General features: G+C 67.6%; 19 protein-coding genes. 11 read left to right on the forward strand and 8 right to left on the reverse strand.

Annotated features, from left to right (window positions below; all coding sequences use genetic code 11):
* Nucleotides 1-294 precede the first annotated feature (294 nt).
* From polA to ACXAGF_RS00340, 3 genes are all read left to right on the forward strand, one after another.
* On the forward strand, nt 295-3279 hold the full coding sequence (gene polA / locus ACXAGF_RS00330; RefSeq protein WP_475013583.1) for a DNA polymerase I: 2985 nt from the start codon (nt 295-297) through the stop codon (nt 3277-3279).
* A 206-nt stretch (nt 3280-3485) separates the two neighbouring features.
* Complete coding sequence (locus ACXAGF_RS00335) at nt 3486-4679, forward strand: glycosyltransferase family 4 protein (RefSeq protein ID WP_475013584.1); 1194 nt, start codon at nt 3486-3488, stop codon at nt 4677-4679.
* Nucleotides 4680-4698: 19 nt separating this feature from the next.
* The gene (locus ACXAGF_RS00340) at nt 4699-5787 is read left to right on the forward strand and encodes a glycoside hydrolase family 5 protein (RefSeq protein ID WP_475019180.1); all 1089 of its coding nucleotides are present in this window, start codon (nt 4699-4701) and stop codon (nt 5785-5787) included.
* Between the two features lie 20 nt (nt 5788-5807).
* Here ACXAGF_RS00340 and ACXAGF_RS00345 read toward each other — a convergent pair whose 3' ends face one another.
* Entirely contained in the window at nt 5808-7130 is a 1323-nt protein-coding gene (locus ACXAGF_RS00345) for a UDP-phosphate alpha N-acetylglucosaminyltransferase (protein ID WP_475013586.1), read from the reverse strand.
* On the reverse strand, nt 7108-9135 hold the full coding sequence (locus ACXAGF_RS00350; RefSeq protein WP_475013588.1) for a GumC family protein: 2028 nt from the start codon (nt 9133-9135) through the stop codon (nt 7108-7110). The genes ACXAGF_RS00345 and ACXAGF_RS00350 overlap by 23 nt, the downstream gene beginning before the upstream one ends.
* Before the next feature lie 291 nt (nt 9136-9426).
* Here ACXAGF_RS00350 and ACXAGF_RS00355 point away from each other — a divergent pair, with 291 nt between their 5' ends.
* The 5 genes from ACXAGF_RS00355 to ACXAGF_RS00375 are packed head-to-tail and all read left to right on the forward strand — an operon-like array spanning nt 9427 to nt 15221.
* Nucleotides 9427-9681, forward strand: a complete 255-nt coding sequence (locus tag ACXAGF_RS00355; RefSeq protein ID WP_475013589.1) for an acyl carrier protein — start codon at nt 9427-9429, stop codon at nt 9679-9681.
* Complete coding sequence (locus tag ACXAGF_RS00360; RefSeq protein ID WP_475013591.1) at nt 9678-10850, forward strand: acyl-CoA dehydrogenase family protein; 1173 nt, start codon at nt 9678-9680, stop codon at nt 10848-10850. The genes ACXAGF_RS00355 and ACXAGF_RS00360 overlap by 4 nt, the downstream gene beginning before the upstream one ends.
* Nucleotides 10851-10856: 6 nt before the next feature.
* Nucleotides 10857-11768 carry an amino acid--[acyl-carrier-protein] ligase gene (locus ACXAGF_RS00365; RefSeq protein WP_475013593.1) on the forward strand — a complete coding sequence of 304 codons (912 nt, stop codon included), beginning with the start codon at nt 10857-10859 and terminating at the stop codon, nt 11766-11768.
* Nucleotides 11759-12745: a DUF1839 family protein gene (locus tag ACXAGF_RS00370; RefSeq protein ID WP_475019181.1), complete on the forward strand. Its 987-nt coding sequence runs from the start codon at nt 11759-11761 to the stop codon at nt 12743-12745. The genes ACXAGF_RS00365 and ACXAGF_RS00370 overlap by 10 nt, the downstream gene beginning before the upstream one ends.
* Before the next feature lie 13 nt (nt 12746-12758).
* Nucleotides 12759-15221: a glycoside hydrolase family 2 protein gene (locus ACXAGF_RS00375; RefSeq protein WP_475013595.1), complete on the forward strand. Its 2463-nt coding sequence runs from the start codon at nt 12759-12761 to the stop codon at nt 15219-15221.
* 49 nt (nt 15222-15270) lie between these two features.
* On the opposite strand, the gene ACXAGF_RS00380 is transcribed toward ACXAGF_RS00375, so the two are convergent.
* From ACXAGF_RS00380 to ACXAGF_RS00390, 3 genes are all read right to left on the reverse strand, one after another.
* A complete protein-coding gene (locus ACXAGF_RS00380; protein ID WP_475013596.1) occupies nt 15271-17031 on the reverse strand; it encodes an alpha/beta fold hydrolase in 1761 nt (586 codons plus the stop codon).
* A gap of 47 nt (nt 17032-17078) precedes the next feature.
* Entirely contained in the window at nt 17079-18611 is a 1533-nt protein-coding gene (locus ACXAGF_RS00385) for a lipopolysaccharide biosynthesis protein (protein ID WP_475013597.1), read from the reverse strand.
* Nucleotides 18612-18713: 102 nt separating this feature from the next.
* A complete protein-coding gene (locus ACXAGF_RS00390) occupies nt 18714-19586 on the reverse strand; it encodes a glycosyltransferase family 2 protein (protein ID WP_475013598.1) in 873 nt (290 codons plus the stop codon).
* 195 nt (nt 19587-19781) lie between these two features.
* On the opposite strand from ACXAGF_RS00390, the gene recF reads away from it, so the two are divergent.
* A complete protein-coding gene (recF, locus tag ACXAGF_RS00395) occupies nt 19782-20909 on the forward strand; it encodes a DNA replication/repair protein RecF (protein ID WP_475013600.1) in 1128 nt (375 codons plus the stop codon).
* Entirely contained in the window at nt 20909-21688 is a 780-nt protein-coding gene (moeB, locus tag ACXAGF_RS00400; RefSeq protein ID WP_475013602.1) for a molybdopterin-synthase adenylyltransferase MoeB, read from the forward strand. The genes recF and moeB overlap by 1 nt, the downstream gene beginning before the upstream one ends.
* Nucleotides 21689-21757: 69 nt before the next feature.
* On the opposite strand, the gene ACXAGF_RS00405 is transcribed toward moeB, so the two are convergent.
* Nucleotides 21758-22762: a 2-hydroxyacid dehydrogenase gene (locus ACXAGF_RS00405; RefSeq protein ID WP_475013603.1), complete on the reverse strand. Its 1005-nt coding sequence runs from the start codon at nt 22760-22762 to the stop codon at nt 21758-21760.
* A 217-nt stretch (nt 22763-22979) separates the two neighbouring features.
* Here ACXAGF_RS00405 and ACXAGF_RS00410 point away from each other — a divergent pair, with 217 nt between their 5' ends.
* Nucleotides 22980-23486 carry an SH3 domain-containing protein gene (locus ACXAGF_RS00410; protein ID WP_475013605.1) on the forward strand — a complete coding sequence of 169 codons (507 nt, stop codon included), beginning with the start codon at nt 22980-22982 and terminating at the stop codon, nt 23484-23486.
* A 9-nt stretch (nt 23487-23495) separates the two neighbouring features.
* Here the strand turns inward: ACXAGF_RS00410 and ACXAGF_RS00415 are convergent, their stop codons facing one another.
* Together ACXAGF_RS00415 and efp are read right to left on the reverse strand one after the other, a co-directional pair.
* A complete protein-coding gene (locus ACXAGF_RS00415; protein WP_475013607.1) occupies nt 23496-24488 on the reverse strand; it encodes an adenosine kinase in 993 nt (330 codons plus the stop codon).
* Between the two features lie 102 nt (nt 24489-24590).
* Nucleotides 24591-25160 carry an elongation factor P gene (gene efp / locus ACXAGF_RS00420; RefSeq protein WP_475013608.1) on the reverse strand — a complete coding sequence of 190 codons (570 nt, stop codon included), beginning with the start codon at nt 25158-25160 and terminating at the stop codon, nt 24591-24593.
* Between the last annotated feature and the right edge of the window lie 61 nt (nt 25161-25221).

Consider the following 25221-nt stretch of genomic DNA (forward strand, 5'->3'; position numbering starts at 1 on the left):
GTTGCGGACTGGAGGCTCGTCCGCAACGGCTCTTGCGAATTGTGGACAAAGGCCCGGAGAGGGGGATTAGGCCTTTGTCCTATAGTCTGGCGCGGCGGGGGACAGGCCGGGATGCCAGACCACGGCTTGATCAGGTGCCGATGCGCTTCATTTGGGTCCGTGAATATGGCTTTTCAAGGGATGCCGGCCGGGCGGAAAATTACAAATCGGTAACGTTTTGGTGAGGCCGCGAAAGCGAGGCAGCCCGTGCCGAAACGATGGACGCGGTGAACGCCGCACGCTATCCATGGCGCCATGAAAAATGGTGATCATCTCTTCCTCGTCGACGGTTCGGGTTTCATCTTCCGCGCCTTCCATGCGATCCCGCCGCTGAACCGCAAATCGGACGGTTTGCCGGTCAACGCCGTGTCCGGCTTCTGCAACATGTTGTGGAAACTGCTCAAGGACGCACGCAATACCGACGTTGGCGTCACCCCCACTCATTTCGCTGTCATCTTCGACTATTCCTCGAAAACCTTCCGCAACGCCCTCTACGACCAGTACAAGGCGAACCGGACGGCTCCGCCCGAGGATCTGGTCCCCCAGTTCGGCCTGATCCGCCACGCGACGCGCGCCTTCAATCTGCCCTGCATCGAAAAGGAGGGTTATGAGGCCGACGACCTGATCGCCACCTACGCCCGCCAGGCCGAGGCGGCCGGCGCGGATGTGACGATCATCTCCTCCGACAAGGATCTCATGCAGTTGGTAACGCCAAAGGTGTCGATGTACGACAGCATGAAGGACAAGCAGATCGCCATTCCCGAAGTGGTCGAGAAATGGGGCGTCACTCCGGACAAGATGATCGACCTGCAGGCGATGACGGGCGACTCCACCGACAACGTTCCCGGCATCCCCGGCATCGGACCGAAGACGGCCGCGCAGTTGCTGGAGGAATTCGGCGATCTCGACACGCTTCTTGCGCGCGCCGAGCAGATCAAGCAGCAGAAGCGTCGCGAAAACATCATCGCCAATCGCGCACAGGCGCTGCTGTCGCGCGAACTCGTCACACTCAAGACCGACACCCCGCTGGAAGTGCCGCTCGATGGCCTTCTTCTCGAGCCGCAGGACGGTCCCCGGCTGATCGCCTTCCTGAAGGCGATGGAGTTCACTTCGCTGACGCGGCGCGTCGCCGATGCCTGCGACTGTGACGCGTCGGCGATCGAGCCCGCCAGCGTGCCGGTCGAATGGGGAGCGGAGGCGCACGGTCCCGACCTTGACGCGGGCGCGGCCGCCGGGGCCGCGGTGGCCGGGCGCGTTGCGGCCGCTGCCGGAGCTGCGGAGACGCAACTGCCCGGTACACCTGCCGACGCAGCGACGCCTGCGACGCTGGCGCAGGCGCGGGCGCGCCGGTTTGCGACTTTGCCGTTCGACCATTCGTCCTATGTCACGATCCGCGACGTCGAGACGCTCGAACGCTGGATCGCCGACGCCCGTGAGATCGGGCTCGTCGGCTTCGACACCGAGACCACGTCGCTCGACGCCATGCAGGCCGATCTTTGCGGTTTCTCGCTCGCCCTCGCCGACAATGCCGCCGATCCGGCCGGTGTCACCATCCGCGCCGCCTATGTGCCGCTGCTGCACAAGTCCGGCGTCGGCGACCTGCTCGGCGGCGGCCTGCGCGAAGGTCAGGTCCCGATGGCGTCGGCGCTGGAGCGGCTCCGGGACCTGCTCGAGGATCCGTCCGTCCTCAAGGTCGCGCAGAACCTGAAATACGACTACCTGGTGATGAAGCGGCACGGCATCGCCATGCAGGGCTTCGACGACACCATGCTGATGTCCTATGCCCTCGATGCCGGCGCCACCACTCACGGCATGGATGCGCTCGCGGAGCGCTGGCTCGGACACAAGCCGATCGCCTTCAAGGAGGTGGCCGGCAGCGGCAAGGCGGCGCAGAGCTTCGACCTGGTCGATATCGACCGCGCCACGGCCTATGCGGCGGAGGACGCCGACGTCACGCTGCGGCTCTGGCATCTGCTGAAGCCGAGGCTTGCTGCGGAGGGCATGACGTCCGTCTACGAGCGCCTGGAGCGACCGTTGGTGCCGGTCCTGGCGCGGATGGAGGAACGCGGCATCACCGTCGATCGCCAGATCCTGTCGCGCCTGTCCGGCGAGCTGGCGCAGGGGGCCGCCGCCCTCGAGGACGAGATCTACGCGCTCGCGGGCGAGCGCTTCACGATCGGCTCGCCGAAGCAACTCGGCGACATTCTCTTCGGCAAGCTCGGGCTGCCCGGCGGTGCGAAGACCAAGACCGGCCAGTGGTCCACCTCGGCACAGGTCTTGGAGGATCTCGCGGCCGAGGGCGTCCCGCTGCCGCGTAAGATTGTCGACTGGCGCCAGCTGACCAAGCTGAAGTCGACCTATACCGACGCGCTGCCGGGATTCGTCCATCCGGATACCAAGCGGGTGCACACGTCCTATGCACTGGCCGCCACCACCACCGGCCGGCTGTCTTCCTCCGAACCGAACCTGCAGAACATTCCGGTTCGCACGGCCGAGGGGCGCAAGATCCGGACGGCCTTCGTCGCGACCCAAGGCCACAAGCTGGTCTCGGCCGACTACAGCCAGATCGAGCTGCGCGTGCTCGCCCACGTCGCCGACATCCCGCAACTGAAGCAGGCTTTCGCCGACGGAATCGATATTCACGCGATGACGGCATCGGAGATGTTCGGCGTGCCGGTCGAGGGCATGCCTGCGGAGGTGCGCCGTCGCGCCAAGGCGATCAACTTCGGCATCATTTACGGCATCTCCGCCTTCGGCCTTGCCAATCAGCTCTCGATCGAGCGCTCCGAGGCCGGCGACTACATCAAGCGCTATTTCGAGCGCTTCCCCGGCATCAGGGACTACATGGACGGCACCAAGGCCTTCGCCCGCGAAAACGGCTATGTCGAGACGATCTTCGGGCGCCGTGCGCACTACCCGGACATCCGCTCGTCCAATCCTTCGGTGCGCTCCTTCAACGAGCGCGCCGCGATCAACGCGCCGATCCAGGGCTCCGCCGCCGACATCATCCGCCGCGCCATGGTCAAGATGGAGCCGGCGCTGGCCGCCAGCGGCCTCTCGGCTCGCATGCTGCTGCAGGTTCACGACGAACTGATCTTCGAGGTCGAGGACGGCGAGGTCGACCGCACCATTCCTGTCATCGTCGAGGTGATGGAGAATGCCGCCATGCCGGCTGTCGCGATGAAGGTCCCGCTGCGCGTCGACGCCCGGGCGGCGCACAATTGGGACGAGGCGCACTAAGGACTGTGAGGGCCACAACCAGCCATCCGTCCGTTGCGGGTCTGTTTACCACTTGACGACGTTTCCCAGTGCCGGCGGTCCGATCGGTCCCGCCTTAAGGCAGCCTTAACGGCTGCCTGCGCTTCTGCGGGAGGCTTGGGGCGCGCGCGTTCGATCCACCGGCAGCAGCGCCGGTAACCCGCAGTCCCGCGACGGATGGTGACGGCATGGACTGGCTTAGGCAAGGCAGCCCCGACATGGGCCCGGCACAGCGCGCGCCGCTGGCGGTTCAGGTGGTTCGACAGTTTCCTCCGAGCCGTGGCGGGCTTGAGGACGTTGTCGCCAACCTGTCGCGGCAGCTTCGCCGGCGCGGCTATCGGGTGCGCGTCGTCACGCTCGACCGGGTCTTTACCGCCCCCGACCGGCCGCTGCCGGGCGAAGAGGTGGTCGACGACATAGAAATCGTGCGGATCCCGTTCCGGGGCAGCTCCCGCTATCCGCTGGCGCCGGAGGTCTTCCGCCATCTGCGTGACGCCGACATCGTCCATGTCCACGCGATCGATTTCTTCTTCGATGCGCTTGCCTGGGGCAAGCTCCTGCACGGACGGCCGATGGTCGCCACCACCCATGGCGGCTTCTTCCACACCGGCAAGTATGCCACCGCGAAGCTGGTCTGGTTCAACGTCATGACGCGGCTGTCCGCGCTCGGCTACCACCGGCTGATCGGCTGCAGCGCCCAGGACACGCGCCGCTTTCGCACCATCGCCGGACGTCGCGTCGTCGAGGTTGCGAACGGTGCGGACGTCACCAAGTTTTGCGATTCGGGGGCAAAAGCGCCGGTCCGGCGCATTGCGACAATCGGCCGGTTTTCGTCCAACAAGCGGCTGCACCGCCTGCTGGACGCGGTGTCGCGGCTGGTGGTGCACGAGCCGGACTGGCGACTTGTGATCATCGGCGTCCCCGGCGATCAGACCGAAGCGGATGTACGGCGGTTGATTGCCGAGCGGGCGATGGAAGACCATGTGGCCGTGCATGTCGGCCTGAACGACGAGGAGATCAGGCAGGTTCTCGGCGGGTGTTCACTGTTCGCGTCGGCCTCCGGCTATGAGGGCTTCGGGCTGGTCGCCGTGGAGGCGATGAGCGCCGGTCTGATGCCGTTGCTTCACCCCAACCAGGCCTTTCGCGACCTCGCCGACAAGCACGGCGAGGTGCGGCTCTGCGATTTCGACGATGCCGAGGCGGCGGCCGGGGCGATCCAGTCGGCCTTTTTCGCCCTGGCCGGCGATGTCGCGGCCTATCGTGCCTCGGCGATGCGTGCCGCCCAGGGGTACGCCTGGGAGCACGTCGCCGATCGCTACGCCGGCATCTACACCGAGGTTCTGGGCGTCTCCGCGCCGCGCGCGACCATCGGCTTGGATTGAAGGTTGACCGTTGACCGTCATGCAACGCCATCCGCGAGCCCGAAGCCGGACCGCCCGCCCGCCCGCGACAGGTCGACGGCTGCGGCGCGCGCTGCTCGCGCTTGCCTTGCTGGCTTGCACCGACGCCGCGGCCGGCTGCCTGCGCGGCATCAACCTGTCCGGAGCCGAGTTCGGCGATCGGGGCGGGGTCTATGGCAGGGACTACCTCTATCCGAGCGACGCGACGATCCGCTACTTCGCCGGCAAGGGATTCAACGCGGTGCGGCTGCCGTTTCGCTGGGAGCGGCTGCAGCCTGAGCTAGGCCGGGCCTTCGATGACGCGGAGCGGCATCGGCTTCGCGACGCCGTACGGCGCCTGCGAGAGGCCGGGCTCACCGTCATTCTCGACCCGCACAACTACGCTTACTACAACGATAGCCAGATCGGCTCGGCAGATGTTCCGGCCGATTCCTTCGCCGATCTGTGGCGGCGACTGGCGGTGGAGTACCGGCATGATCCCGGTGTCCAGTTCGGCCTGATGAACGAGCCGCATGACGTCACGCCTGCCGCATGGCGGGGCGCGGCAAACGCGGCAATCGCCGCCATTCGCGGTGCCGGCGCGGCCAATCTCGTGCTTGTCCCGGGCACCAACTGGACCGGCGCGCACAGTTGGGAGAGCGAGCGAGCGGGCGGCGCCAACGGCAGCGCGATGCTGGCGATCGAGGACCCGGCGGACAACCATGCCTACGAGGTACACCAGTATCTCGACCATGATTTCTCCGGAACCCACGGCCGTTGTGACGGGGCGGACGCGGCCGTCGCGGCGCTTGAGCGCATGACCGGCTGGCTGCGCCGCCATGGCAAGCGTGGATTCCTCGGCGAATTCGGCGCCGCGGCCGGTCCGGAATGCCTGTCGGGGCTGGAACGCATGATCGCGGTCGTCGACGGCGCGCCGGACGTCTGGACCGGTTGGACCTACTGGACGGCCGGTGACTGGTGGCCCGAGAGCGAGCCGTTGAACGTCCAGCCAACCCCGGCCGGAGATCGGCCGCAACTGCGGGCGCTGACGCCCGCCGGCGCAAGCCCCGCTCCGATCGATGCCTGCCCGGCTCTCGGCGAGGGCCGCTGAGCGGCGTCCGGAAGGAGGGTTCAGGCCGTCGCCGTCGCGACCTGCGATGGCTGTGAGGCGTGGGCTGCGCGCTTGTCTGCGGGTACCGGTCCTGCCTTGCCGGCGCCCGCGGTCCCAACGAGGAACCACATCAGCGCCGCCGTCTTGATCGAATAGAACGAGTCGCTGATCTGCATCAGCAGCAGCAGGTAGACGATCATCATCGACTGGAAGCGCCACGCCCGGGCCTGGTTGAGCGGCGCGTGGACGAAGGTCGCCCAAAGCGCCGCGAAGCCGAGGATGCCGAAGGCGGTCAGCGAGTAGGCCAGGCCGGAGTCGGCGGTGAACTGGTCGGTGGTCTGGATCCCGAGCACGACACCGAGGTCGAGCTGCGCCAGGATATGGGCCGTTACCGCGAACCGGCCGGCAAGGTCGTTCGGACCACCGCTCGACCCCGACGTCAGCCCGTAGAGCGCCAGCACCGACAGCAGCAGGAAGGGCAGCAGCGTCCACACCAGCCGTGGCAGGATGGAGTAGAAGGGGTAGAGCAGCGTGATCAGGATGCAGGTATAGAGGCCGAAGCGGGCGTCCGCGAGCGCGATGGTCGCAAGGGCGCAGGCGAACACCAGCCACCGGCCGGCGAAGGCGCGGCCGCGATACAGCGCCCAGGCGTAGATGAGCACGGCAAAATTCCCCATCGACACCGGCTCAAGGAAGACCGAGGAGACACGGTGCTGGCCGAGGAGCGGCAGGATCGTGCGCGGCTCGGGGCGCTGGCCGGAGATGAACAGGCCCCGCGTCTCGCCGAAGACCTGCTCGAGCGTCACCGATCCGCGGGCGAGGTAGTAGCCGATCACGTTGAAGTAATCGAGGAACGTATCGACCATGAGGTATTCGAACAGGCCGAAGCCGACGACGATCAGGCCGCTGCAGAGCACGAGCCGGTCGGCCAGGCTCTGGTCGGCAATCCGGGACGCGGTGAAATAAAAGGCGATCGGAATAAGGATGTCGCGCACCGCCTTGAGGTCGACCTGCCCGCCCCGCAGCATGAACAACAGCGCCATGTAGCTCACGAACACTCCGACCAGGAGATAGAGCGTGGCGCGGCGCGTCATCGCGGCCAGGAAAGCGGCGCCGACGATCGCCATCTCCGCCATGATCACGTGGCGATCGGACACCGCCATGAACCGGGTGTTGGCCAGGCAGAGCAGGGCATTGAATACAAGCCCGGCGATCACCGCCGCGAACCCGACCGCGCGCACCCATGGCGCGGGCCGGGCGAAGGCGTCGGGTGCACTGGCGGCCCTGTCCGCCTGGTCCCGCGCCCCCCGCGCGTCCGGCCTATGTGCGCCGGGCGCAGACAAGGACGGTGCCCAGAAGCTTGTCGCGCCACGGCTCGATCTCGGCCATCAACGCTTGCAGGCCATCGCTCTGTGAGGCGTCGGACGGCGCAACGATGACGATACCGTCGGCGTGTCCGAGAATGGCTGGCAGAAGCGGGCTGGCCGCCGCGCCGTGGCAGTCGATGATTCTGAAGTCCGGCGTCTCCAACCGAACTGCGGTGCTGACCCGCGACGACGAGATCGCCATGATCTTCCGCAGCGCCCCGGCACCGATCCTCTCGAAATGCAGCATGCTCTCAAGCGGCTGAGCGAAGGCCGGATGCGGCGGGCTGGTGCGACCCGTGACCGGCCGAACCGGGGGTGTCGTCGCCCGTTCTATGTGACGCGGCGAACCGTTGGAGAAGAGCACCGACAAGCCGAGCGAATCGAGATCGTGGGCGAGCGCGGAGGCGATGCCGGCCCGGTCGCCGCCGTCGGACGGCACTAGCGCCACGGTTGCCGACCCGGCCGCGCCGAACTCCGTCTGCAGCGCCTGCGACAGCCGCCGGATCCCGGCTTCCCGGGTGACCGTCGAGGACGTCTGTCTCGCGGGCAGGAGCCGTGCGATGCGTCCGGCGACGCCGGCCGGTCGCTCCGCCGTGGTACTTGCGTCGATCGTGGCAAGGATCGGCGCGCCGGTCCCATCCTCGATGGACCGCTCGCGCGGCTCGGGACCGAACAGCTCGCGGGCGACGGCAAGGGCGGTGCCGGCGACGGCGCCGAACAGCAAGGCCGCAAGCAGCACCAGGAGTTTCGGCGCCTGGATCGGCTTGCCCGACGGCACGGCTTCGGAGATGAGCCTTGAGTTGCCGGCGCCGAGATCCTGTTGCCGGCTCAGTTCCTCCGCGCGCGTCAGGAACGACTTGTAGGCCGCGTCGATTGCGTCCGCCTCGCTGATCAGTTGCGCCAGCCGGAAGCGGACCTTGCCGCTGTCCTTGGTGGAGGCTGTCTGCGCGTCGAAGCGTCTTTCGAGCGAGGCGAGGTTGGCCCGCGCCCGTTCGTAGGTGTTCGCCGTCGTCTGGCGGATGCGGCCAAGTTCCGTCTCGATGGCCTCGCGGATGCTGCCGATCTGCGAACGGATCGCGCGCATCTGCGGATGATCCCTGCCGAGATTGGCGGAGAGCTCGGCCTGCCGGTCGAGCGCCTGGGCGTAGCGGCTGCGAAGGCCGGACAGCAGCGTGGAGCCGAGGGCCTCGGGGATGGCGCCGGATTCGATGTTGGAAACCTTGAGCTGTCGCGCCTGGTCGAAGACGGTCTTCTGCTGCTCGACCTGCTGGCGGGCGGCCAGCAGTTGCTGGTTCAGCCCGGCCAGCTGCTGGTCGGTGATCAGTCCCTGATCGCCCGTGGCGATCAGGCCGTTTTCGGCACGGAAGGCTTCGACCGCGGCGCGGGCGTCCAGAACCCGCCCGCGCAGCGCTTCCGCCTGCTCGGTGATGGCCCGCGTGCTGCGCAGGTTCAATTCCACGCGGGCCGTGTCGGCGCTCCGCACGTAGCTCTCTGCGACGGCGTTGGCGATGCCCGCTGCCTTGTCACTGTCGCGGTGCTGCACCGTGATCGTGAAGACGAAGCTGTCCTGGTTGCGCGTAACGGTGAGGTTTTCAGCGAGCGCGCTGATGACGGCATCGAGCGTGGCATCGTCTGGGCTGTCGCTTTCGGGCAGGGCGGCGGAGAGCAGCCCGCCCCGTGGAGCGAGGTAGGGGTCCTTGGCGAGTTCCAGACGTTGCGCGACGTCGCGCAAGACCGCGCGCGACTGGATGAGGTAGAGCTGGCTGCCGACCAGTTGCTGCATGCCTGGCCCGCCACTGGCGTCGGCGCCGAGCGCAGGGTCGCCCGCGATATCGACGAGAAGCTCGGCGCTCGAGCGGTAGAACGGTCTTTGCGTCAGGACGAAGCCAAGCGCCAGGATCGAGCAGACGAGCGCGGCGGCGACCACGTAGTGGATCCGCTTGCGCACGATTCCCGGCAGTTGAAAAACGTCTATGTCCATCGAATGCCCGGGGCCCGCCATGCCCATGCGACGCGTTGCCGAAGCCGCCGGCAAGGCGGGTTCTCCGCCTGCAACCTCTCAGAACATGGTTAACAAGCTCTCAATGTCCGGCGCTGTGGCCGCGGCGGCCCGCCCAGCCTCCTTCCGGGCCGGCGACCGCCTGGCGCCCTTCCATGGCTTCACGGAAATTTATCCATGTCCCTTCAACCGTTCTTATCACCCGTTCCTGTATGCCACTGGTTGAAGAAGCGGACGTTTGTGCCGCGCCGGATCAGCTGGAGAGGAATTGCCATGAAGACGAAAATCCGCGAGCTGCTTGCCAAGCATGGTGGTCTGCCGGTCGCCGTCGACCAGATCGCGGACGATGCCGACCTCTACACCGCCGGTCTTTCGTCCTTCGCCTCGGTCCAGATCATGCTGGCGATCGAGGAAGCGTTCGATCTCGAATTTCCGGACAACCTGCTCAACCGGAAGTCGTTCCAGAGCATTGCCGCGATCACCCGTACGGTGGAGGGCCTGCTGGGCAGCGCGGAGGCGGCCGAATGAATGTGGCGACCGGGGCAGGCCTTGCGGAGCGGGCTGCGCGTGTTGCCGTCGTCGCCCAGGCGCACGCCGACGACGTCGACCTGCACGGCCGCTTTCCGGAGGAGGCCGTTGCGGCCATGCGGGCGGAGCGGCTGCTGTCGGCCCAGATCGCGGCCGAACTCGGCGGCGAGGGCGTGACCCTGGCGGATATCGCCGAGGTTTGCTCCGTCGTCGGCCAGTCTTGCTCGGCCGCCGCCATGGTCTTTGCCATGCACCAGATCAAGGTGTCGAGCCTGGTTTCGCACGGCATCGAGAGCGGCTGGCACCGGTCGTTCATGCGCCGGCTATCCGACGAACAGCTGCTGCTTGCCTCGGCCACCACCGAAGGCGGCATCGGCGGCAACCTGCGCAACAGCATTTGTGCCATCGCGGTCGAGGGCGACCGATGCCGGCTGGAGAAGGACGCGACGGTCATCTCCTACGGCGCCCATGCCGACGCGATCCTGATCACCTCGCGCAGCCACAAGGACGCCGCCGCGACCGACCAGGTCATGACCGTGTTCAGCCGCGACCAGTATACGCTGGAACGGACGCAGGTCTGGGACACGCTCGGCATGCGCGGCACCTGTTCCGACGGCTTCCTGTTCAGGGGCGAAGCACCGACGGAGCAAATCCTGCCGAAGCCCTTTGCTGACATCGCGGCCCAGTCGATGCTGGCCACCTCCCACCTGCTCTGGAGCGCGGTCTGGTACGGCATCGCCGTCGATGCCGTGGCGCGGGCCCAGGCCTTCGTGCGCGCCGCTGCCCGCAAGAGCCCGGGCCAGACCCCGCCCGGTGCGCTGCGGTTGGCCGAGGCGTCGAGCCTGTTGCAGCAGCTGAAGTCCAACGTCGTTGCCGGGCTAAGGGAGTTCGAGGTCGCCAAGGCCGATCCGGATCGCCTGTCGTCGATGGGCTTCTCCGTCGCCATGAACAACCTCAAGGTCGGTTCGTCGGAGACGATTCTGACGATCATCAACCACGCCATGCTGATCTGCGGCATCATGGGATACAAGAATGGCACCCCCTTCAGCGTCGGTCGGCATCTGCGCGACGCGCACTCGGCCCAGCTGATGATCTCCAACGACCGTATCCTCGGCAACACGTCCAATCTCCTGCTCGTCCACAAGCAGGACACCAGTCTCGCGGGGTGAAGAACCATGGACATGCAAACCTCGTTTCTCGACCGGCTTTTCGATGCCGGTCTTCTGATCGACACCGGCGTTGACGGGCTCTATGGCCGAAGCGGCCAGTTCGAGGACGTGATTGCCGCCTTCGAGCGCCTGATCGATCGAGTCGGTGGCGGTGACGGCGCCGAAACCATGCGTTTTCCGCCGGGCATGAACCGCGCCTTCTTCGAAAAGAGCGGTTACATGAAGAGTTTTCCGCAGCTCGCCGGCACCGTTCATTCCTTCTGCGGCAGCGAGCTTGACCACATGAGCCTGCTGCAGTGCATGGAAGTCGGCGGGGAGGACTGGACCAGAGACCAGAAGGCGACCGACATCGTGCTGACGCCGGCTGCCTGCTACCCGCTTTATCCGACCGTGGCGCGGCGCGGCCCGATCCCCATGGACGGTGCGCTGTTCGACCTCCAGTCCTATTGCTTCCGCCACGAACCGTCGCAGGATCCGGCGCGCCAGCAGCTCTTCCGCATGCGCGAGTATGTCTGCATGGGGACGGAAAAGCACGTCACCGCGTTCCGCCAGTCGTGGATGGACCGCGGCGTGGAGATGATGCGGTCCGTCGGCCTCGACGTGGCGATCGACGTCGCCAACGATCCCTTTTTCGGCCGCGCCGGCAAGATGCTCGTCAACAACCAGCGCGACCAGAACCTGAAGTTCGAACTGTTGATCCCGATCACCTCGGCGGCCAAGCCGACCGCCTGCATGAGCTTCAATTATCACCAGGACGCCTTCGGCGCCAAATGGGGGCTTCAGCTGGAAGACGGCAGCGTCGCGCACACGGCCTGCGTCGGCTTCGGCCTGGAGCGCATCGCGCTGGCACTGTTTCACACGCATGGCCTCGACGTCGCCGTGTGGCCGGAAAGCGTCCGCGGCACGCTCTGGGGCTGACCTTGGCCACGCGTTCCGTCTTTCCCGGTCTCGACCCGGCGGTCTACCGCCCGCATCCGCTGCATGACCAGGAGCGCATGTGGCCCGAGACCAACTGCTATGTCGATCTGTGGATCGAGGCACTGGCCGCGTGGGGGGTGCCGCCGCAGGCGATGCTCGGCTTCACCCTGGCGCAGGACTTCGAGGGCGACCAGTTCACCTTCTTCAAGGTGCCGCTCGAGGACCTGGAGGCGCTTTACGGCATCCGCTGCACCGAGCTTGCGATCTACGATCGTCTCGAGCGCCATGTCGAGGTGCAGATCGGCCGTGGTCGACTCTGCCTGGTCGAGATGGACAGCTTCTACCTGCCGGACACTCGCGGTGTCGCCTACCGGCTGGAGCATGGCAAGACGACGATCGCGATCAACCGGCTCGACCGGGAGAGGCGCGTCCTCGACTACTTTCACAATGCCGGGTTCTTCCGGCTGCAAGGCGAGGACTTCGACGGGCTGTTTCAGCTGCGCCCCGACGATGGCCAGCTGCCGTTCCTGCCCTACACCGAGTTCGCCAGGTTTCCCGGGGGCCATCCCGACGAGGCGGTCCTGCTGGGCGAGGCCAAACGTCTGTTGCGCGTTCATCTCGACCGCCGGCCGCAGGACAATCCGATCGCCGCCTTCGCCGCCGTGTTTCCGAAGCAGGTCGAGGCGGTCGCCGCACGCCCCTTCGGCTTCTTCCACAAGTATGCCTTCAACACGCTGCGCCAGCTCGGCGCCAACTTCGAGCTGGCCGCCAGCCACCTTGACTGGATTGCCGCGGATGGAGGGTTGTCGGATGCCGCAAGGGCGGCGCTGCGGATCGCCGAGGTGGCGAAATCCGTTCAGTTCCAGCTGGCCCGTGCCGTGACCCGCAAGCGCTTCGAGCCGCTCGCAACCGCGCTCGACCCGGCCGTCGAGGCCTGGGACGAGTTGATGCGGGTCCTGACCGGTCGCGTTGCGTGAGACCGGAGGACGCATGGCTTTTCCAGCAGCGGCACCCCTGACGCAGGCACGTGCCCTCGACCGGGGCTGGCGCCTGTGCCTGACCGAAGCGGGCGCCTGGAGTAACCCGTCCATGCGCTCCGAGGAGGCTGAGGTGCTGGATGCTGTCGTGCCCGGCACGGTCGCCGGCGCGCTGCAGCGGGTCGGCCGCTTCGACCGCACCGATCCGCGGCCGCTGGACGGCCTCGACGCCTGGTATTTCCTCGACATCGCCGGCACGGACCGGGGGCCTGCCATCCTCTCGCTCGATGGGCTTGCAACGATCGCGGAGGTCTTCTGGAACGGCGAGCGGCGATTGGAGTCCACCTCGATGTTCGTGGCCCATGAACTGGAAGTGGACCTGAGCGGCAACGACCGCCTCGCCATCTGCTTTCGCGCCCTTGCCCCCCATCTTGGTCGCCGCGGGCCGCGGGCCCGTTGGCGCCCGCAGATGATCGTGCCGCAGGGCCTGCGCCTGGTGCGCACCACGCTGCTCGGGCACATGCCTGGCTGGTGCCCTGCCGTGCACGCAGTCGGACCCTACCGTCCGGTTTATCTTATTCGGCCACAGCCGGCGACGCCACGGGACGTGCAGATCACGTCGGTCCTTGGGCGGGATGGCGCGGGTCACCTGGCGGCGTCGTTCCGTGCCGATGGGCTGGACGGTCCGGTCGAATTGCACTGTTCGGGATCCTCGGTGGCGATGGAGCGGGATGCGCACGGCCGGTGGGGCGGACGGCTGGCCGTCGCCGACGTCGAGCCGTGGTGGCCGCACACCCACGGACGCCCCGTCCTGCATGACGTGGAGATCACGTTCGACGGGCAACGGGTCGCCATCGGACGCACGGGTTTCCGGCGCCTCCGCCTCGACCGCGGCGGGGGAGACGGTTTCTGCCTCGAGGTGAACGGCGTCCCGGTCTTCTGCCGTGGCGCGGTCTGGACCACGGCGGACATCGTCGACCTTCCCGCCGGGCGCGAGCGCTATGCGCCGCTCTTGCGGCTTGCCGCCGACGCCGGCATGAACATGCTGCGCCTCGGCGGCACGATGGCCTATGAGACGGCGGAGTTCTTCGACCTGTGCGACGAACTCGGCATTCTCGTCTGGCAGGACTTCATGCTGGCGAATTTCGACTACCCGGCCGCCGATCCGGCGTTCTGCGAACTGGTCCGCCTCGAGGCCGAGCAGTTGCTGCGGCGGACCGGCGCCTCGCCGTCGCTGGCGGTGCTGTGTGGCGGCAGCGAGATGTTCCAGCAGGCGGCAATGCTCGGCCTGCCGCGATCGACCTGGGAGAACCCATTGACCGACGCCATCCTGCCGCGGGCGGCGGAAGGGTTGCGACCGGACGTCCCCTATGTGCCGAACTCGCCCTCCGGCGGTGCCATGCCGTTCTCGCCCAATGCCGGGGTCACGCACTACTACGGCGTCGGAGCCTATTGCCGACCGCTGGAGGATGCTCGCCGTGCCGAGGTGCGTTTCGCCGCGGAATCGCTCGCCTTCGCCAACGTGCCGGAGCAGATGACGCTGGATGCGCACCTGCCCGTGCCGGCGGTACACGATCCGCTCTGGAAGGCCCGCGTGCCGCGCGACCGTGGCGCTGCCTGGGACTTCGAGGACATTCGCGACCATTATCTCGGGCTGCTGTATGACTGCGACCCGGGACGGCTACGCCGAGAGGACCCGCTGCGCTACCTCGATCTATCCCGGGCCACCAGCGGCGAGGTGATGGAGGCCGTTTTCGCGGAGTGGCGTCGGCCGCGGTCGAGCTGCAATGGCGCGCTCGTCTGGACGCTGCAGGACCTCTTGCCGGGGGCCGGATGGGGGATCGTCGACGCGACCGGTCTGCCCAAACCGGTCTGGCACGCACTGCGGCGCGCGTTCCGCCCCGTGCAGGTCATACTGTCCGACGAGGGCACCAACGGGCTCGACGTGCACCTGCTCAACGAGACGGCGGACGCGCGCGACCTGGTCATCGAGCTCCGCTGCTTTCGCGACGGGCAGCAGCCCGTCGTCACGGGCAGTCGCGAGCTTGCGCTCGGAGCCCGGGCGACCGCATCGCTTGCCGCAACCGATCTGTTCGGCGCCTTCTTCGACGCCACCTATGCCTTCCGATTCGGCCCGCCGCCGCACGACCTCACCGTCGCGACGCTGACCGACCGGCACACCGCCGACGTAGTCGCCCGCGCCTTCCACTTCCCGCTGGGGCGCGCCCGGGCGTTGCAGCGCGGAAGCGCAACCGCGGTCCTGATGGAAAGGCAGGGGCGTTGGTCGGTCCGCGTCATTGCCGACCGGCTGCTGCAGTCGGTGCACATCGACTGCGCCGGATTCCGGCCGTCGGACAACTGGTTCCACCTGGCACCGGGGGAGGAGCGCGACATCGACCTGATTCCGATCGGCGGCGGGGATCGGCCGAGCGGCGAGGTGAGCGCGCTGAACCTCGCCTCGCCCGTCGTATTCTGAGCACGGGCGAGTCCCCCCAGGGTCCCGGACACCCGTCGCAGCGGCGTTCCTAACGCACGCCGAGCGCCGCCTCCAGCAGCCTTTGCCGCACCAGGGCTCTCGCATGCGGCGGTGACATGTTGTGGTCGGCATCCGTCACGATCTCGGCCGAGGCGTTCGGGAACGCCTTCAACCCCCTGCCGTCCGCGCCGAAATAGGCGCGATAGCGGTCCAAGCCGACATCGGTTTCGCTGTAGATCAGCCGGAGCGGCACCTGCCGGTCCGCCAGCGTACGAAACGCGACGAGAACGGCGTGGCGGAGGCGGCCGGATTTCGACAGGCTGCCGAGAACGCCCGGGGCGACCAGCGCCAGTCGTCGGCTGAGCTGCTTGCCGATGTTGGCGGCGGCCCGCCGCAGGTCGATCTGGCCCGAGATAAGCCGGCGAAGGGTCTCCGGCCGCAGGGCCCGCCGACGGTAGTCGTCGAGCGAGCGTGGATTGTGCCGCAGCGCCGCTTCCACGCTTTCCTCTCGGTCCCAGACGAAGGTGAAGGGATTGACGGCGACCACCGCCCGGCAGCGATCGTCGCGAACGGCGCTCTGGAAGGCGAGGTAGGCGCCGCTGCAGCGCCCCGTCACGATCGCCGGCGTCAGTCCTCGCCGGGCCAACAGGTCGAAGGCGGCCCTCACGTCGTCCTGCTGGCCGTCGCAGAACAGCACCTGGTCGGACGCACCGGGCACCGGCGGGCTGTCGCCGACATTGGCAGCGTCGAAGCGGAGCGAGGCGATGCCCTGGGCGGCGAGGAAGCGCGCCGTCTCGACCGTCGAGCGGGCCCAGCCGGCCTGGCGGTCATAGGCCGTGCCCAAGAGCACGATCGTCGCCCCGCGCCGCTCGCCGTGGGGATGGCAAAGGACACCGAAGAGCCGGCCGTCGGGTCCGAATCGCAAGGGTTCCTCGCGGAAGCCATCGCCCTGAAGCAAGGCGGCGGGCGGACTGCAAAGGATGCGCGCTGCCGGGCCGGCCTCCATCGCGCGGGCGCCGACCCATCGGGCGACGTGGTCGGCCACGGCCAAGGGCTGGGTGGCAAGGGTCGGGTTCGAGACGAGGTCGTCGTAACCGACATAGGGTTGGCGGGCGACTTTAGCGCCGAGGCCGGAGAGGTGCCGGGACAACGCCGCGTCTTTGTCCCTTGCCGGTCGTTCGACCATCAGGATCGCGTCTGCCGGAATTTCGCTCAGGCCCTCGAGGTTGATCTTGCGCACGGCGGCGGCAACGTCCTCCGGCAGGACGAGTCCGGCTACCGCGACCTTGCCGGCCAGCCGTTGCCCTTCTGCCAGCCCAAGGCCTTCGTCGACCATCTTGGCCCAGGCGGCGGTTTCGCGGAGATAGAAGCGGCCGCTGGTGACCGGAGCCATCAGCACGGCACCGTCGATGCGGCCGAGCCGTCCGGCGTAAAGTGCCGCAAGCGATGCTCCGAGCCCGTGGCCGACCAGGATCAGGCGCGCCGCGCCCGACAGGTGCCGCAGTTCGAGCGCGGCCGCGGCGATCGCTTCCTCCCAGACCGCCAGTCCGCCGGAGAACTCCATCGCGTCGAGCGAGTCGCCGGTGCCGGGATAGTCGAAGCGCAGGCTGGCAACGCCGAGAGCTGCGAAGCGCTCGGCCAGTTCGCGCCACAGCTTGCGTGTGCACATCTCCTCGAAGCCCCAGGGACTGAGGAACAGTACCGCGCAGTCCGATCGCGGTGCACCGGCGGCCGGCGGGGTGTAGAGACCGACCGTCCTGGAAAACGTCACCGGGAGGGCCGCCGCACCGGGGACCCAGCGGTCCGCCATGGGCAAATCAGGGCGCGGGGGGCGTTCACTGGCCTGCAGCATGGTGTTCACTCTGCCGGCGCCGGCGCGGCAGCGGCGGCCGGAGCGATGAAGGAAAGCGCGCCTCGCAGCGCCCGTCCCAGCCCGGTCGGCTGGCGGCCGAGGAGCGGATCCAGCATCTGCGCGTCGGCGGCCGGAACGGCACGGGTAAGCCGCAGCGCCAGGGCATACACCACGGCCCCGGCAATGACGGCCGTGACAATGCCAGCCGGGCCGGCAAGGCGGTCTGCGATCAGGAAGGCGACCATGCCGCATGCCGCTGCCGATCCCGCGACCTTGGCGACGGTGACGCCAAGCGTTGCGGACAGGTCGGCGCTGCGGATGCGGCTGAGCAAGATCGCGCCCATCGCCAGAAAGACGCCACCGCGCACGGCCGCCGCGCCGGCCCCACCCGCGTGCGGGACGACGATCAGGCATCCGACGATCATCAGCGCGGCCCCGATGCCGGTCGTGGCCAGCCGGATGCTGATACGGTCCATGGAATAGAGATACTGCGTCATCAGCTGGGCAAACACGAAAGCCGGCGAAGTGACCGCCAGGATGGCCACGATCACGCCGCTCGGGGCGAAGCTCTCCCCGTAGATCGCCACGACCAAAGGCTGGGAAACGGCGGCAAGGCCGAAGCAGAGCGGAAAGGTGAGGTAGGAGAAGCTGCGCGTGACAGCCGCGAAAATCCCTGGCGGAAGGCGGCCGTCGGCGTCTTCGCGACGTTCGACGTAGTAGGGCATGAGGCTTCCGGTCAGCTGCACCGGAAGCTGCAGCGCGAGATTGGCAAGCGACAGCGCCACGGCGTAGAACCCGACCTCCTCCAGACTGCGGAACTGCTGCAGGAAGAACAGCTCGGGTCGATTGATGAAGACCGCGCTCAGCACGAATTCGAGGAACAGAACGGACGACGAGGCGGCCAGCGCCCTGGGTCCGTAGCCGCCGCCGTTGCGCGGCGTGGCGAGGATTCCGAGTGCGAAAACGAAGGGCGCCGCCTGGCCGGCAATATAGCCGAGCAGGGCGCCCTCGACGCCCCAGCCGACGGCGCCGCAGACGACGAGAAGAAGCTGCAGCGCAGACGACATCACGGTGATGCGGAAGAAGGCAGAAAGCCGCTGTTCGCCGATCAGATAGTTCTTCGTCAGCGCACCGATCGACTGGATGAACAGCAGCACGCCTGTCAGGACGACCACGCTGCCTGCGGTGTCGATGATCGCTTCGCGCTCGGCCTCCCAGGAAAGCGAACCGTAGAGCAGGGCGAGCAGCACGGTCGATACCACGACCGGCAGCGCCAGGTAAGCGGCGAAACCGCGTCGCTGGGTCGCGTCGAAGCCGCGCGCCTTCAGTTGCGGCAGGCAGCGCATCAGAAGCACGCCGGTCCCCAGCTCCGCCACCAGCGCGCCGGTCGTCGCGATCCACAACGCGAACGCGATGGTGCCGTTGGCCTCGGGGCCGAGCAGCCGGGCGACGACGATGGAGCAGGCAAAGCCGGTCACGAGCAGCAGCATTCCCGCCGCCGCGTTCATGATCGAGTTCGACATGATTCCCTTGCTCATCGCCCAGTCCATTCGCGCGCCGGTGCGGGCCGTGCAGCATTCCGTTTCGGCTGTAGCCGGATCCTATTTTTCAAGTGTTAAGATATCCTGCGTCGCCGCGTTTCAGGCGGTCCGGTCGGCATCGCGCCAGCCCTGCCATCGCCCGAGCAGGATCTGCTGCGATCGCCGTGCCAGGCCCGGGCGTCCCGTGAGCGCATAGAGGCCGCATCCGGCGATGGGACGAAGCAGGCGCGGCAGGAACTGGCTCAGCCGAAAGCCGTGCTTGCGCATGACGTAGCCGAGACCGGCGCTGTAAATCCGCATCTTCGCCACCTTGGCCGGCGTCGCCGGGTCGACATCGTGCGGGTGGTGCCCGAAGAGCCGAGGATCGTACTGGCCCGAATGGCCGCGCGCCAGGAGCGTCAGCACGAGATCCTGCACCTCGTGCGCACCCCACGGCGTGCCGGAGCCGGGGCCGATTCGCTCGTCGAACCCGCCGACGGCCTGGAAGCTGCTGCGCCGGACCACCAGCATCCATTCGATCAGCGTGGTCCAGACATTGGCGCGCTCGATCCTGGCCGGTTCCGTCTCGAACGTCCCCATGATCGTCTCGCCGGCTGCGTTGGCCGCCCGGCCGCAGTAGAAGTCGGCGGGCCGCTCCGTTGCAATCCGTTCGTATCGTTCGAACAGGTCGGGCGGATACCAGCAGTCGTCGTCGGGAAACATCAGCCAGTGACCGCGTGCCTGCGACGCGCCGAGATTGCGGGCGCGGCAGACACCCTGCAAGGGGGTCCTGAGGTGCAGGATGGTCAGGGCATCGCGGTATTGCTCAATCGGCGCCAAGACGCGGTCGTCGCCGTTCTGGTCGACGATGATGACCTCGAAGTCCTGACGCTGCTGCGTGGCCAAAGACCCAAGAAGACGCGCGATCTCGTCAGAGCGGCCGAGCGTGGCCACCACGAGGGAAAGACGAATTTCACTGCGGGGCGGGGACATCGCGGACCTTGGATGAGAACGGCCGAACGCGGGTGGGGTGACGCGGCGACGTCATTGTCGCGGACCAGGCGTTAAGGTCGGGTGAATCGCCTTGCTCGGCCCGCGCCCCGGAGGATATTCGGCATCAGCCGCGTTGCGGCCTTGCCACGGGGCCGGCTTCACCTTAGCTGTCTGGCGGAACGAACCGGAACGCCGATGCCCCACAAGGTCACCATTTCGCGCCTGAAGCTGCACGACTTTCGCAACTACGCGACGCTGGCGCTTGCGCTCGATGACCGGCATGTGGTCCTGACCGGCGCGAACGGGGCCGGCAAGACCAATCTGATGGAGGCGGTCTCCTTCCTCTCGCCCGGCCGCGGCCTGCGCCGCGCCGCCTATGCCGATGTCGTACGCGCGGGCGCCGCCGGCGGCTTCACGGTGTTCAGCGCGATCGACGGAATGCAGGGCGAGGTCGAGATCGGGACCGGAACGGAGGCGGGCGAGGAGGGTCAATCACGCCGCCTGCGCCTGAATGGCACGCCGTCGCGGTCGGTCGACGAACTGCTGGACCACCTGCGCGTGGTCTGGCTTACGCCGTCGATGGACGGCCTGTTCACCGGCCCGTCAGCCGATAGGCGTCGGTTCCTGGACCGGCTGGTCCTGTCGCTGGATCCGGAGCACGGGCGGCGGGCGGCGGACTTCGAGAAGGCGATGCGCGGGCGCAACCGCCTGCTTGCCGAGCCGCGTCCCGATCCGCAATGGCTGGCCGCGCTCGAACGGCAGATGGCCGAGCTCGGCGTCGCCATGGCACTGGCCCGCCGCGAGCTGGTCGGGTTGCTCGCCGGCCTCGTCGAGGCGGCGAGCGACGCGGGCCCGTTTCCGTCCGCTGTGCTGGGGCTGGCCGGCTTTTTCGATGACGCGCTGGACCGCCCGGCCTACGAAACGGAGGAGGCCTATGTCGCACTGCTGCGTGACGGCCGCTACCGCGATGCCGCCGCCGGGCGGACGCTCGAGGGACCCCATCGTGTCGACCTGCTCATCCGCCACCGCGAGAAGGACATGGACGCGGCGCGCTGCTCCACCGGCGAGCAGAAGGCGCTGCTGGTCGGCCTCCTGCTGGCCCATGCCGGTCTCGTTGCCGGCATGACCGGCCATGCTCCGGTTCTGCTGCTCGACGAGATCTCGGCCCACCTCGACGAGGGCCGCCGGGCGGCCCTGTTCGACCGGGTCGACATGCTTGGCGGTCAGGCCTTCATGACCGGCACGGATCGTGCCATGTTCTCGGCGCTCGGCGACCGTGCCCGCTTCCTGACCGTGGCGAACGGAACGGTGGCCGAGGATTGATGGAGGACTCCGTGACGACTGCAGAACCGCTGAGCCCGGACGAAATCGAACGCTACCGGCGCCATATCGTGCTTGCCGAGATCGGTGGCGCCGGGCAGCAGCGGTTGAAGAACGCCTCGGTGCTTGTCATCGGCGCCGGCGGCCTTGGTGCGCCCGTGCTGCAATACCTCGCCGCGGCCGGCATCGGCCACATCGGCATCGTCGATGACGACACGGTCTCGCTGTCGAACCTGCAGCGGCAGGTGATCCATGCCACCGCCGCGATCGGGCGGAGCAAGGTCGAGAGTGCCGCGGAGGCGATCGCGGCGCTCAATCCGCACGTTCGCGTGACCCGGCTCGAGGCCCGGCTGACCGCCGGCACGGCACCGCAACTCTTGCGGGGCTTCGACCTGCTCGTCGATGGCTCTGACAATTTCGAGACGCGATATGCGATGGCGGATGTGGCGGAGGCGGAACGGCGTCCGCTCGTGACCGGCGCGGTTGGTCGCTTCGACGGCTCGGTGACGGTGCTCAAGCCGTGGGAGGTCACGGCCGAGGGCGGCGCGAATCCGCGCTACCGCGACCTCTTTCCGACGCCGCCGCCGCCCGGCGCCGTGCCGTCCTGCGCAGAGGCCGGCATCGTCGGCGCACTCACCGGTGTCATCGGCACGCTGATGGCCATGGAGGTGATCAAGCTGGTCACCGGCGCCGGGGAGCCCCTGGTCGGTCGGTTGCTGCTCTATGACGGGCTGGCGGCGCGCTTCGAGGTTATGCGCTACCGCCGGCGCGGCGCAAACTAGCGGCGCAACGCGCCGCGGCGGCAGGCGCTGGGCCAGCCTCGGCTTCATTCGGTCGCCCCGGCCTGGGGTTCAGTTTCGCCCGGGCAGCACGCGGTCGGGCGGGCGGTGGCCGTCAAAGAAGGTGCGGATGTTGATGACCACCTTCTCGCCCATGTCGATGCGCCCCTCGAGCGTCGCCGAGCTCATGTGCGGCAGCAACACGACCCGGCCCTCGGTCGCAAGCTTCACCAGCTTCGGATTGACGGCCGGCTCGTGTTCGAACACGTCGAGCCCCGCGCCGGCGATCTTGCCCTCGCGCAGGCATTTGATCAGCGCCGCCTCGTCGATGATGCCGCCGCGCGCGGTGTTGACGATGTAGCTCGACGGTTGCATCAGCGCCAGACGGCGGGCCGAAAGCAGATGGTAGGTTGCCGGCGTCGACGGGCAGTTGACCGAAACGATGTCGACCCGCGCCAGCATCTGGTCCAGGCTGTCCCAATAGGTGGCCTCGAGCGCCTCCTCGGTCGCCGGATGAACGCGGCTGCGGTTGTGATAGTGGATCGAAAGCCCGAACGCCTTGGCGCGGCGCGCCACCGCGGTGCCAATCCGGCCCATGCCGACGATGCCAAGGCGCTTGCCCCAGATTCGATGCCCAAGCATCCAGGTCGGCGACCAGCCGGCCCACTCGCCCTTGCGGTCGGTAAGAAGCTGCGCGCCCTCGGCCAGCCTCCGTGGCACCGCCAGGATCAGGGCCATCGTCATGTCGGCCGTATCTTCGGTCAGCACGTTCGGGGTATTGGTCACGGTGATGCCGCGGCGGGCGGCGGCGTCCACGTCGATGTGGTCAAAGCCGTTGGAAAAGCTGGCGATGAGCTTGAGCTGCGGGCCGGCCTGCTCGATCAGCGCGGCATCGATCCGGTCGGTGACGGTCGGCACCAGCACGTCGAACTGCCGCACCGCGGCGACGAGTTCGGGCTGGCTGCGGGGTGTGTCCTCGATATTGAGTTCGGCCTCGAACAGCTCGCGCATGCGCGTTTCGACAACGTCGGGCAGGCGGCGGGTGATGTAGACCGTCGGCTTTTTCTTGTTCGTCATGGCCTGTCCAAGCGTCCTGTTGACGGGTCCTTAACCAAGATGGGTAAGACTTGCTTCATCAAGGGCATTTTCTACCAGACCCGGTCACGAACACAATCCGCTGCGAAGGCGGGTCCAGTGATTTGCGCGCCGACCGGGTCCGGATGCCAGGAGCGCCCTCCAGGATGAAGTGGAATTCGTCATGCGTCGCTTACCCGTTCGCGTTTGCACCGCTGCAATGACAGCCCTGGTCGTCCTTGCCTGCTCTCAGTCCCCGCAGGCTCACGCCCAGGCGGCCAAGGGTCCGAGCGGCCTGCCGCTGCCGCGCTTCGTCAGCCTGAAGGCCAAGAGCGTCAACCTGCGAGTCGGTCCGAGTCTCGACTATGCGGTCGCCTGGCGCTACTTGAAGTCCGGCGTGCCGGTGGAAATCATCCAGGAGTACGACAACTGGCGACGCGTCCGCGATGCCGACGGAACCGAGGGCTGGGTCAACCAGGCGCTGCTGTCGGGGGACCGCACGGCCGTGACCGCGCCATGGATGCGCGGCAAGGGCCCAGACATCTTCGTCAATATGCGCCGCGATCCTCAGCCGACCAGTGCCGTCGTTGCCAGATTGCAGCCCGGCGTCGTGATCAGGGTCGGCGAGTGCAATGGCGACTGGTGCCACGCCGAGGTTGAGGGAGCCGACGGCTGGGTGTCGCAGGGCGAAATCTGGGGAGCCTATCCGGGCGAAGCGTTCAAGTAGGCGAACGCTTCAGGCGAGCCCGACCTCGGCCGCAGCAGCGGCGAGGGAGGACAGCGGCCGCGGTCCGATCTGTTCGATGACGATGCCGGCGGCGAGGCTGCCGAGCCTGCCGCACACCTCCAGCGGACGGCCCTGGGTGTAGCCGTGCAGGAAGCCGGCGGCATAGAGATCGCCCGCTCCGGTGGTGTCGACGACCCGTGCGATCGGCGTCGCCTCGACCGGGATCCGTTCGCCGCCGGTCAGGACGATCGAGCCGTGCTCGCTCATGGTGACGATCGCCAGCCGGCAGTCCTTGGCGATCATTGCCAGTGCGTGCTCGAAGTCCTCGGTCTCGTAGAGCGCCAGCGCCTCGGCCTTGTTGGCAAAGACGATGTCGACCGTGCCCGAGCGCATCAGCTCGAGGAATTCGTCGCGGTAGCGATGAACGCAGAAGCTGTCCGACAGCGTCATCGACACCTCGCGGCCGTGGGCGTGCGCGATGCGGGCACAGGAGCGGATCGCCTCCTTGGCGCGCGGCGGGTCCCAAAGGTAGCCCTCGAAATAGGTGACCTTGGAGGCGGCCACGACCGCTTCTTCGACGTCCTCCGGTCCCAGTTCGACGCAGGCGCCGAGATAGGTGTTCATCGAGCGTTCGCCGTCCTCGGTGACGAAGATCATCGAGCGTGCCGTCGGCGGCGGTCCGTCAAGCGGCCGGGTCGCGAAATGGACGCCCTGTGCGCGGATGTCGTGGGTGAAAATCTCGCCGAGCTGGTCTTGCGCGACCTTGCCGAAATAGGCGGCGCGGCCGCCGAAGCTGGCGATTCCCGCCGCCGTGTTGCCGGCGCTGCCGCCGGATGCCTCCACGGCCGGCCCCATCCGGGCGTAGAGCAGTTCGGCACGCTCGGCATCGATGAGGTTCATCGCGCCCTTGATGATGCCGTTGTCGGCGAGAAAGCCGTCGTCGCAGCGGGCAATGATGTCAACGATGGCGTTGCCAACCGTCAGCACGTCGAACTGGGTCATGCGGATTTTCCGTCGCGGAGGGTGGAACCGGTTGCCGGTCAGGCCGGATTGCTGGCCGGAAGCAAGAGCCGCCCGGCGATCCTGGCCGGGCGGCCGTAGGCGTCAGTCCTTGGCGCGCTCGACGTAGGAGCCATCCTCGGTCGCGATGACGACGCGCGTGCCGGCTTGGATGTGCGGCGGCACCAGCGTACGCACGCCGTTCGAGAGCATGGCCGGCTTGTAGGAGGACGACGCCGTCTGGCCTTTCACGACCGGCTCGGTCTCGGTGATCTCAAGGACCACGTGACGCGGCAGGTCGAGTGCGATCGCGACGCCTTCGTGGACCGACAGGATGACCGCCATGCCTTCCTGCAGATAGGCCTTCGCGTCGCCGACGTCCTCGGCCGACATGGTCAGCTGGTCGTAGCTTTCCGGATTCATGAAGTGGAAGCCGTCGCCATCCTCGTAGAGGAAGGTGTGCTCGCGGTCTTCGACGTGCGCGCGCTCGACCTGCTCGGTGGTGCGGTAGCGCTCGGAGACCTTCACGCCATCGGAAATCCGGCGCATGTCGACCTGGGTCACCGGCGTGCCCTTGCCCGGGTGGAAATTCTGGGCCGTCAGGACCACATAGAGTTTGCCGTCGACGTCGAGCACGTTGCCCTTGCGGACGGAAGAAGCGATGATCTTTGCCATAAGTCTTCCTTGTAACTGGAGCGGCCGCGTCGTAGAGGACGGATCAGTGTCATCCCCCGAC

This window comes from Mycoplana sp. ABR4_002 (genome assembly GCF_056159645.1).

Excerpts from the sequence above, each read along its gene's own strand:
- polA (WP_475013583.1), top strand. The coding sequence starts at position 295 with ATGAAAAATGGTGATCATCTCTTCCTCGTCGACGGTTCGGGTTTCATC.
- ACXAGF_RS00335 (WP_475013584.1), top strand. The coding sequence starts at position 3,486 with ATGGACTGGCTTAGGCAAGGCAGCCCCGACATGGGCCCGGCACAGCGC.
- ACXAGF_RS00340 (WP_475019180.1), top strand. The coding sequence starts at position 4,699 with ATGCAACGCCATCCGCGAGCCCGAAGCCGGACCGCCCGCCCGCCCGCG.
- ACXAGF_RS00350 (WP_475013588.1), bottom strand. The coding sequence starts at position 9,135 with ATGGACATAGACGTTTTTCAACTGCCGGGAATCGTGCGCAAGCGGATC.
- ACXAGF_RS00355 (WP_475013589.1), top strand. The coding sequence starts at position 9,427 with ATGAAGACGAAAATCCGCGAGCTGCTTGCCAAGCATGGTGGTCTGCCG.
- ACXAGF_RS00360 (WP_475013591.1), top strand. The coding sequence starts at position 9,678 with ATGAATGTGGCGACCGGGGCAGGCCTTGCGGAGCGGGCTGCGCGTGTT.
- ACXAGF_RS00365 (WP_475013593.1), top strand. The coding sequence starts at position 10,857 with ATGGACATGCAAACCTCGTTTCTCGACCGGCTTTTCGATGCCGGTCTT.
- ACXAGF_RS00375 (WP_475013595.1), top strand. The coding sequence starts at position 12,759 with ATGGCTTTTCCAGCAGCGGCACCCCTGACGCAGGCACGTGCCCTCGAC.
- ACXAGF_RS00380 (WP_475013596.1), bottom strand. The coding sequence starts at position 17,031 with ATGGCGGACCGCTGGGTCCCCGGTGCGGCGGCCCTCCCGGTGACGTTT.
- ACXAGF_RS00385 (WP_475013597.1), bottom strand. The coding sequence starts at position 18,611 with ATGAGCAAGGGAATCATGTCGAACTCGATCATGAACGCGGCGGCGGGA.
- ACXAGF_RS00390 (WP_475013598.1), bottom strand. The coding sequence starts at position 19,586 with ATGTCCCCGCCCCGCAGTGAAATTCGTCTTTCCCTCGTGGTGGCCACG.
- recF (WP_475013600.1), top strand. The coding sequence starts at position 19,782 with ATGCCCCACAAGGTCACCATTTCGCGCCTGAAGCTGCACGACTTTCGC.
- moeB (WP_475013602.1), top strand. The coding sequence starts at position 20,909 with ATGGAGGACTCCGTGACGACTGCAGAACCGCTGAGCCCGGACGAAATC.
- ACXAGF_RS00405 (WP_475013603.1), bottom strand. The coding sequence starts at position 22,762 with ATGACGAACAAGAAAAAGCCGACGGTCTACATCACCCGCCGCCTGCCC.
- ACXAGF_RS00410 (WP_475013605.1), top strand. The coding sequence starts at position 22,980 with ATGACAGCCCTGGTCGTCCTTGCCTGCTCTCAGTCCCCGCAGGCTCAC.
- ACXAGF_RS00415 (WP_475013607.1), bottom strand. The coding sequence starts at position 24,488 with ATGACCCAGTTCGACGTGCTGACGGTTGGCAACGCCATCGTTGACATC.
- efp (WP_475013608.1), bottom strand. The coding sequence starts at position 25,160 with ATGGCAAAGATCATCGCTTCTTCCGTCCGCAAGGGCAACGTGCTCGAC.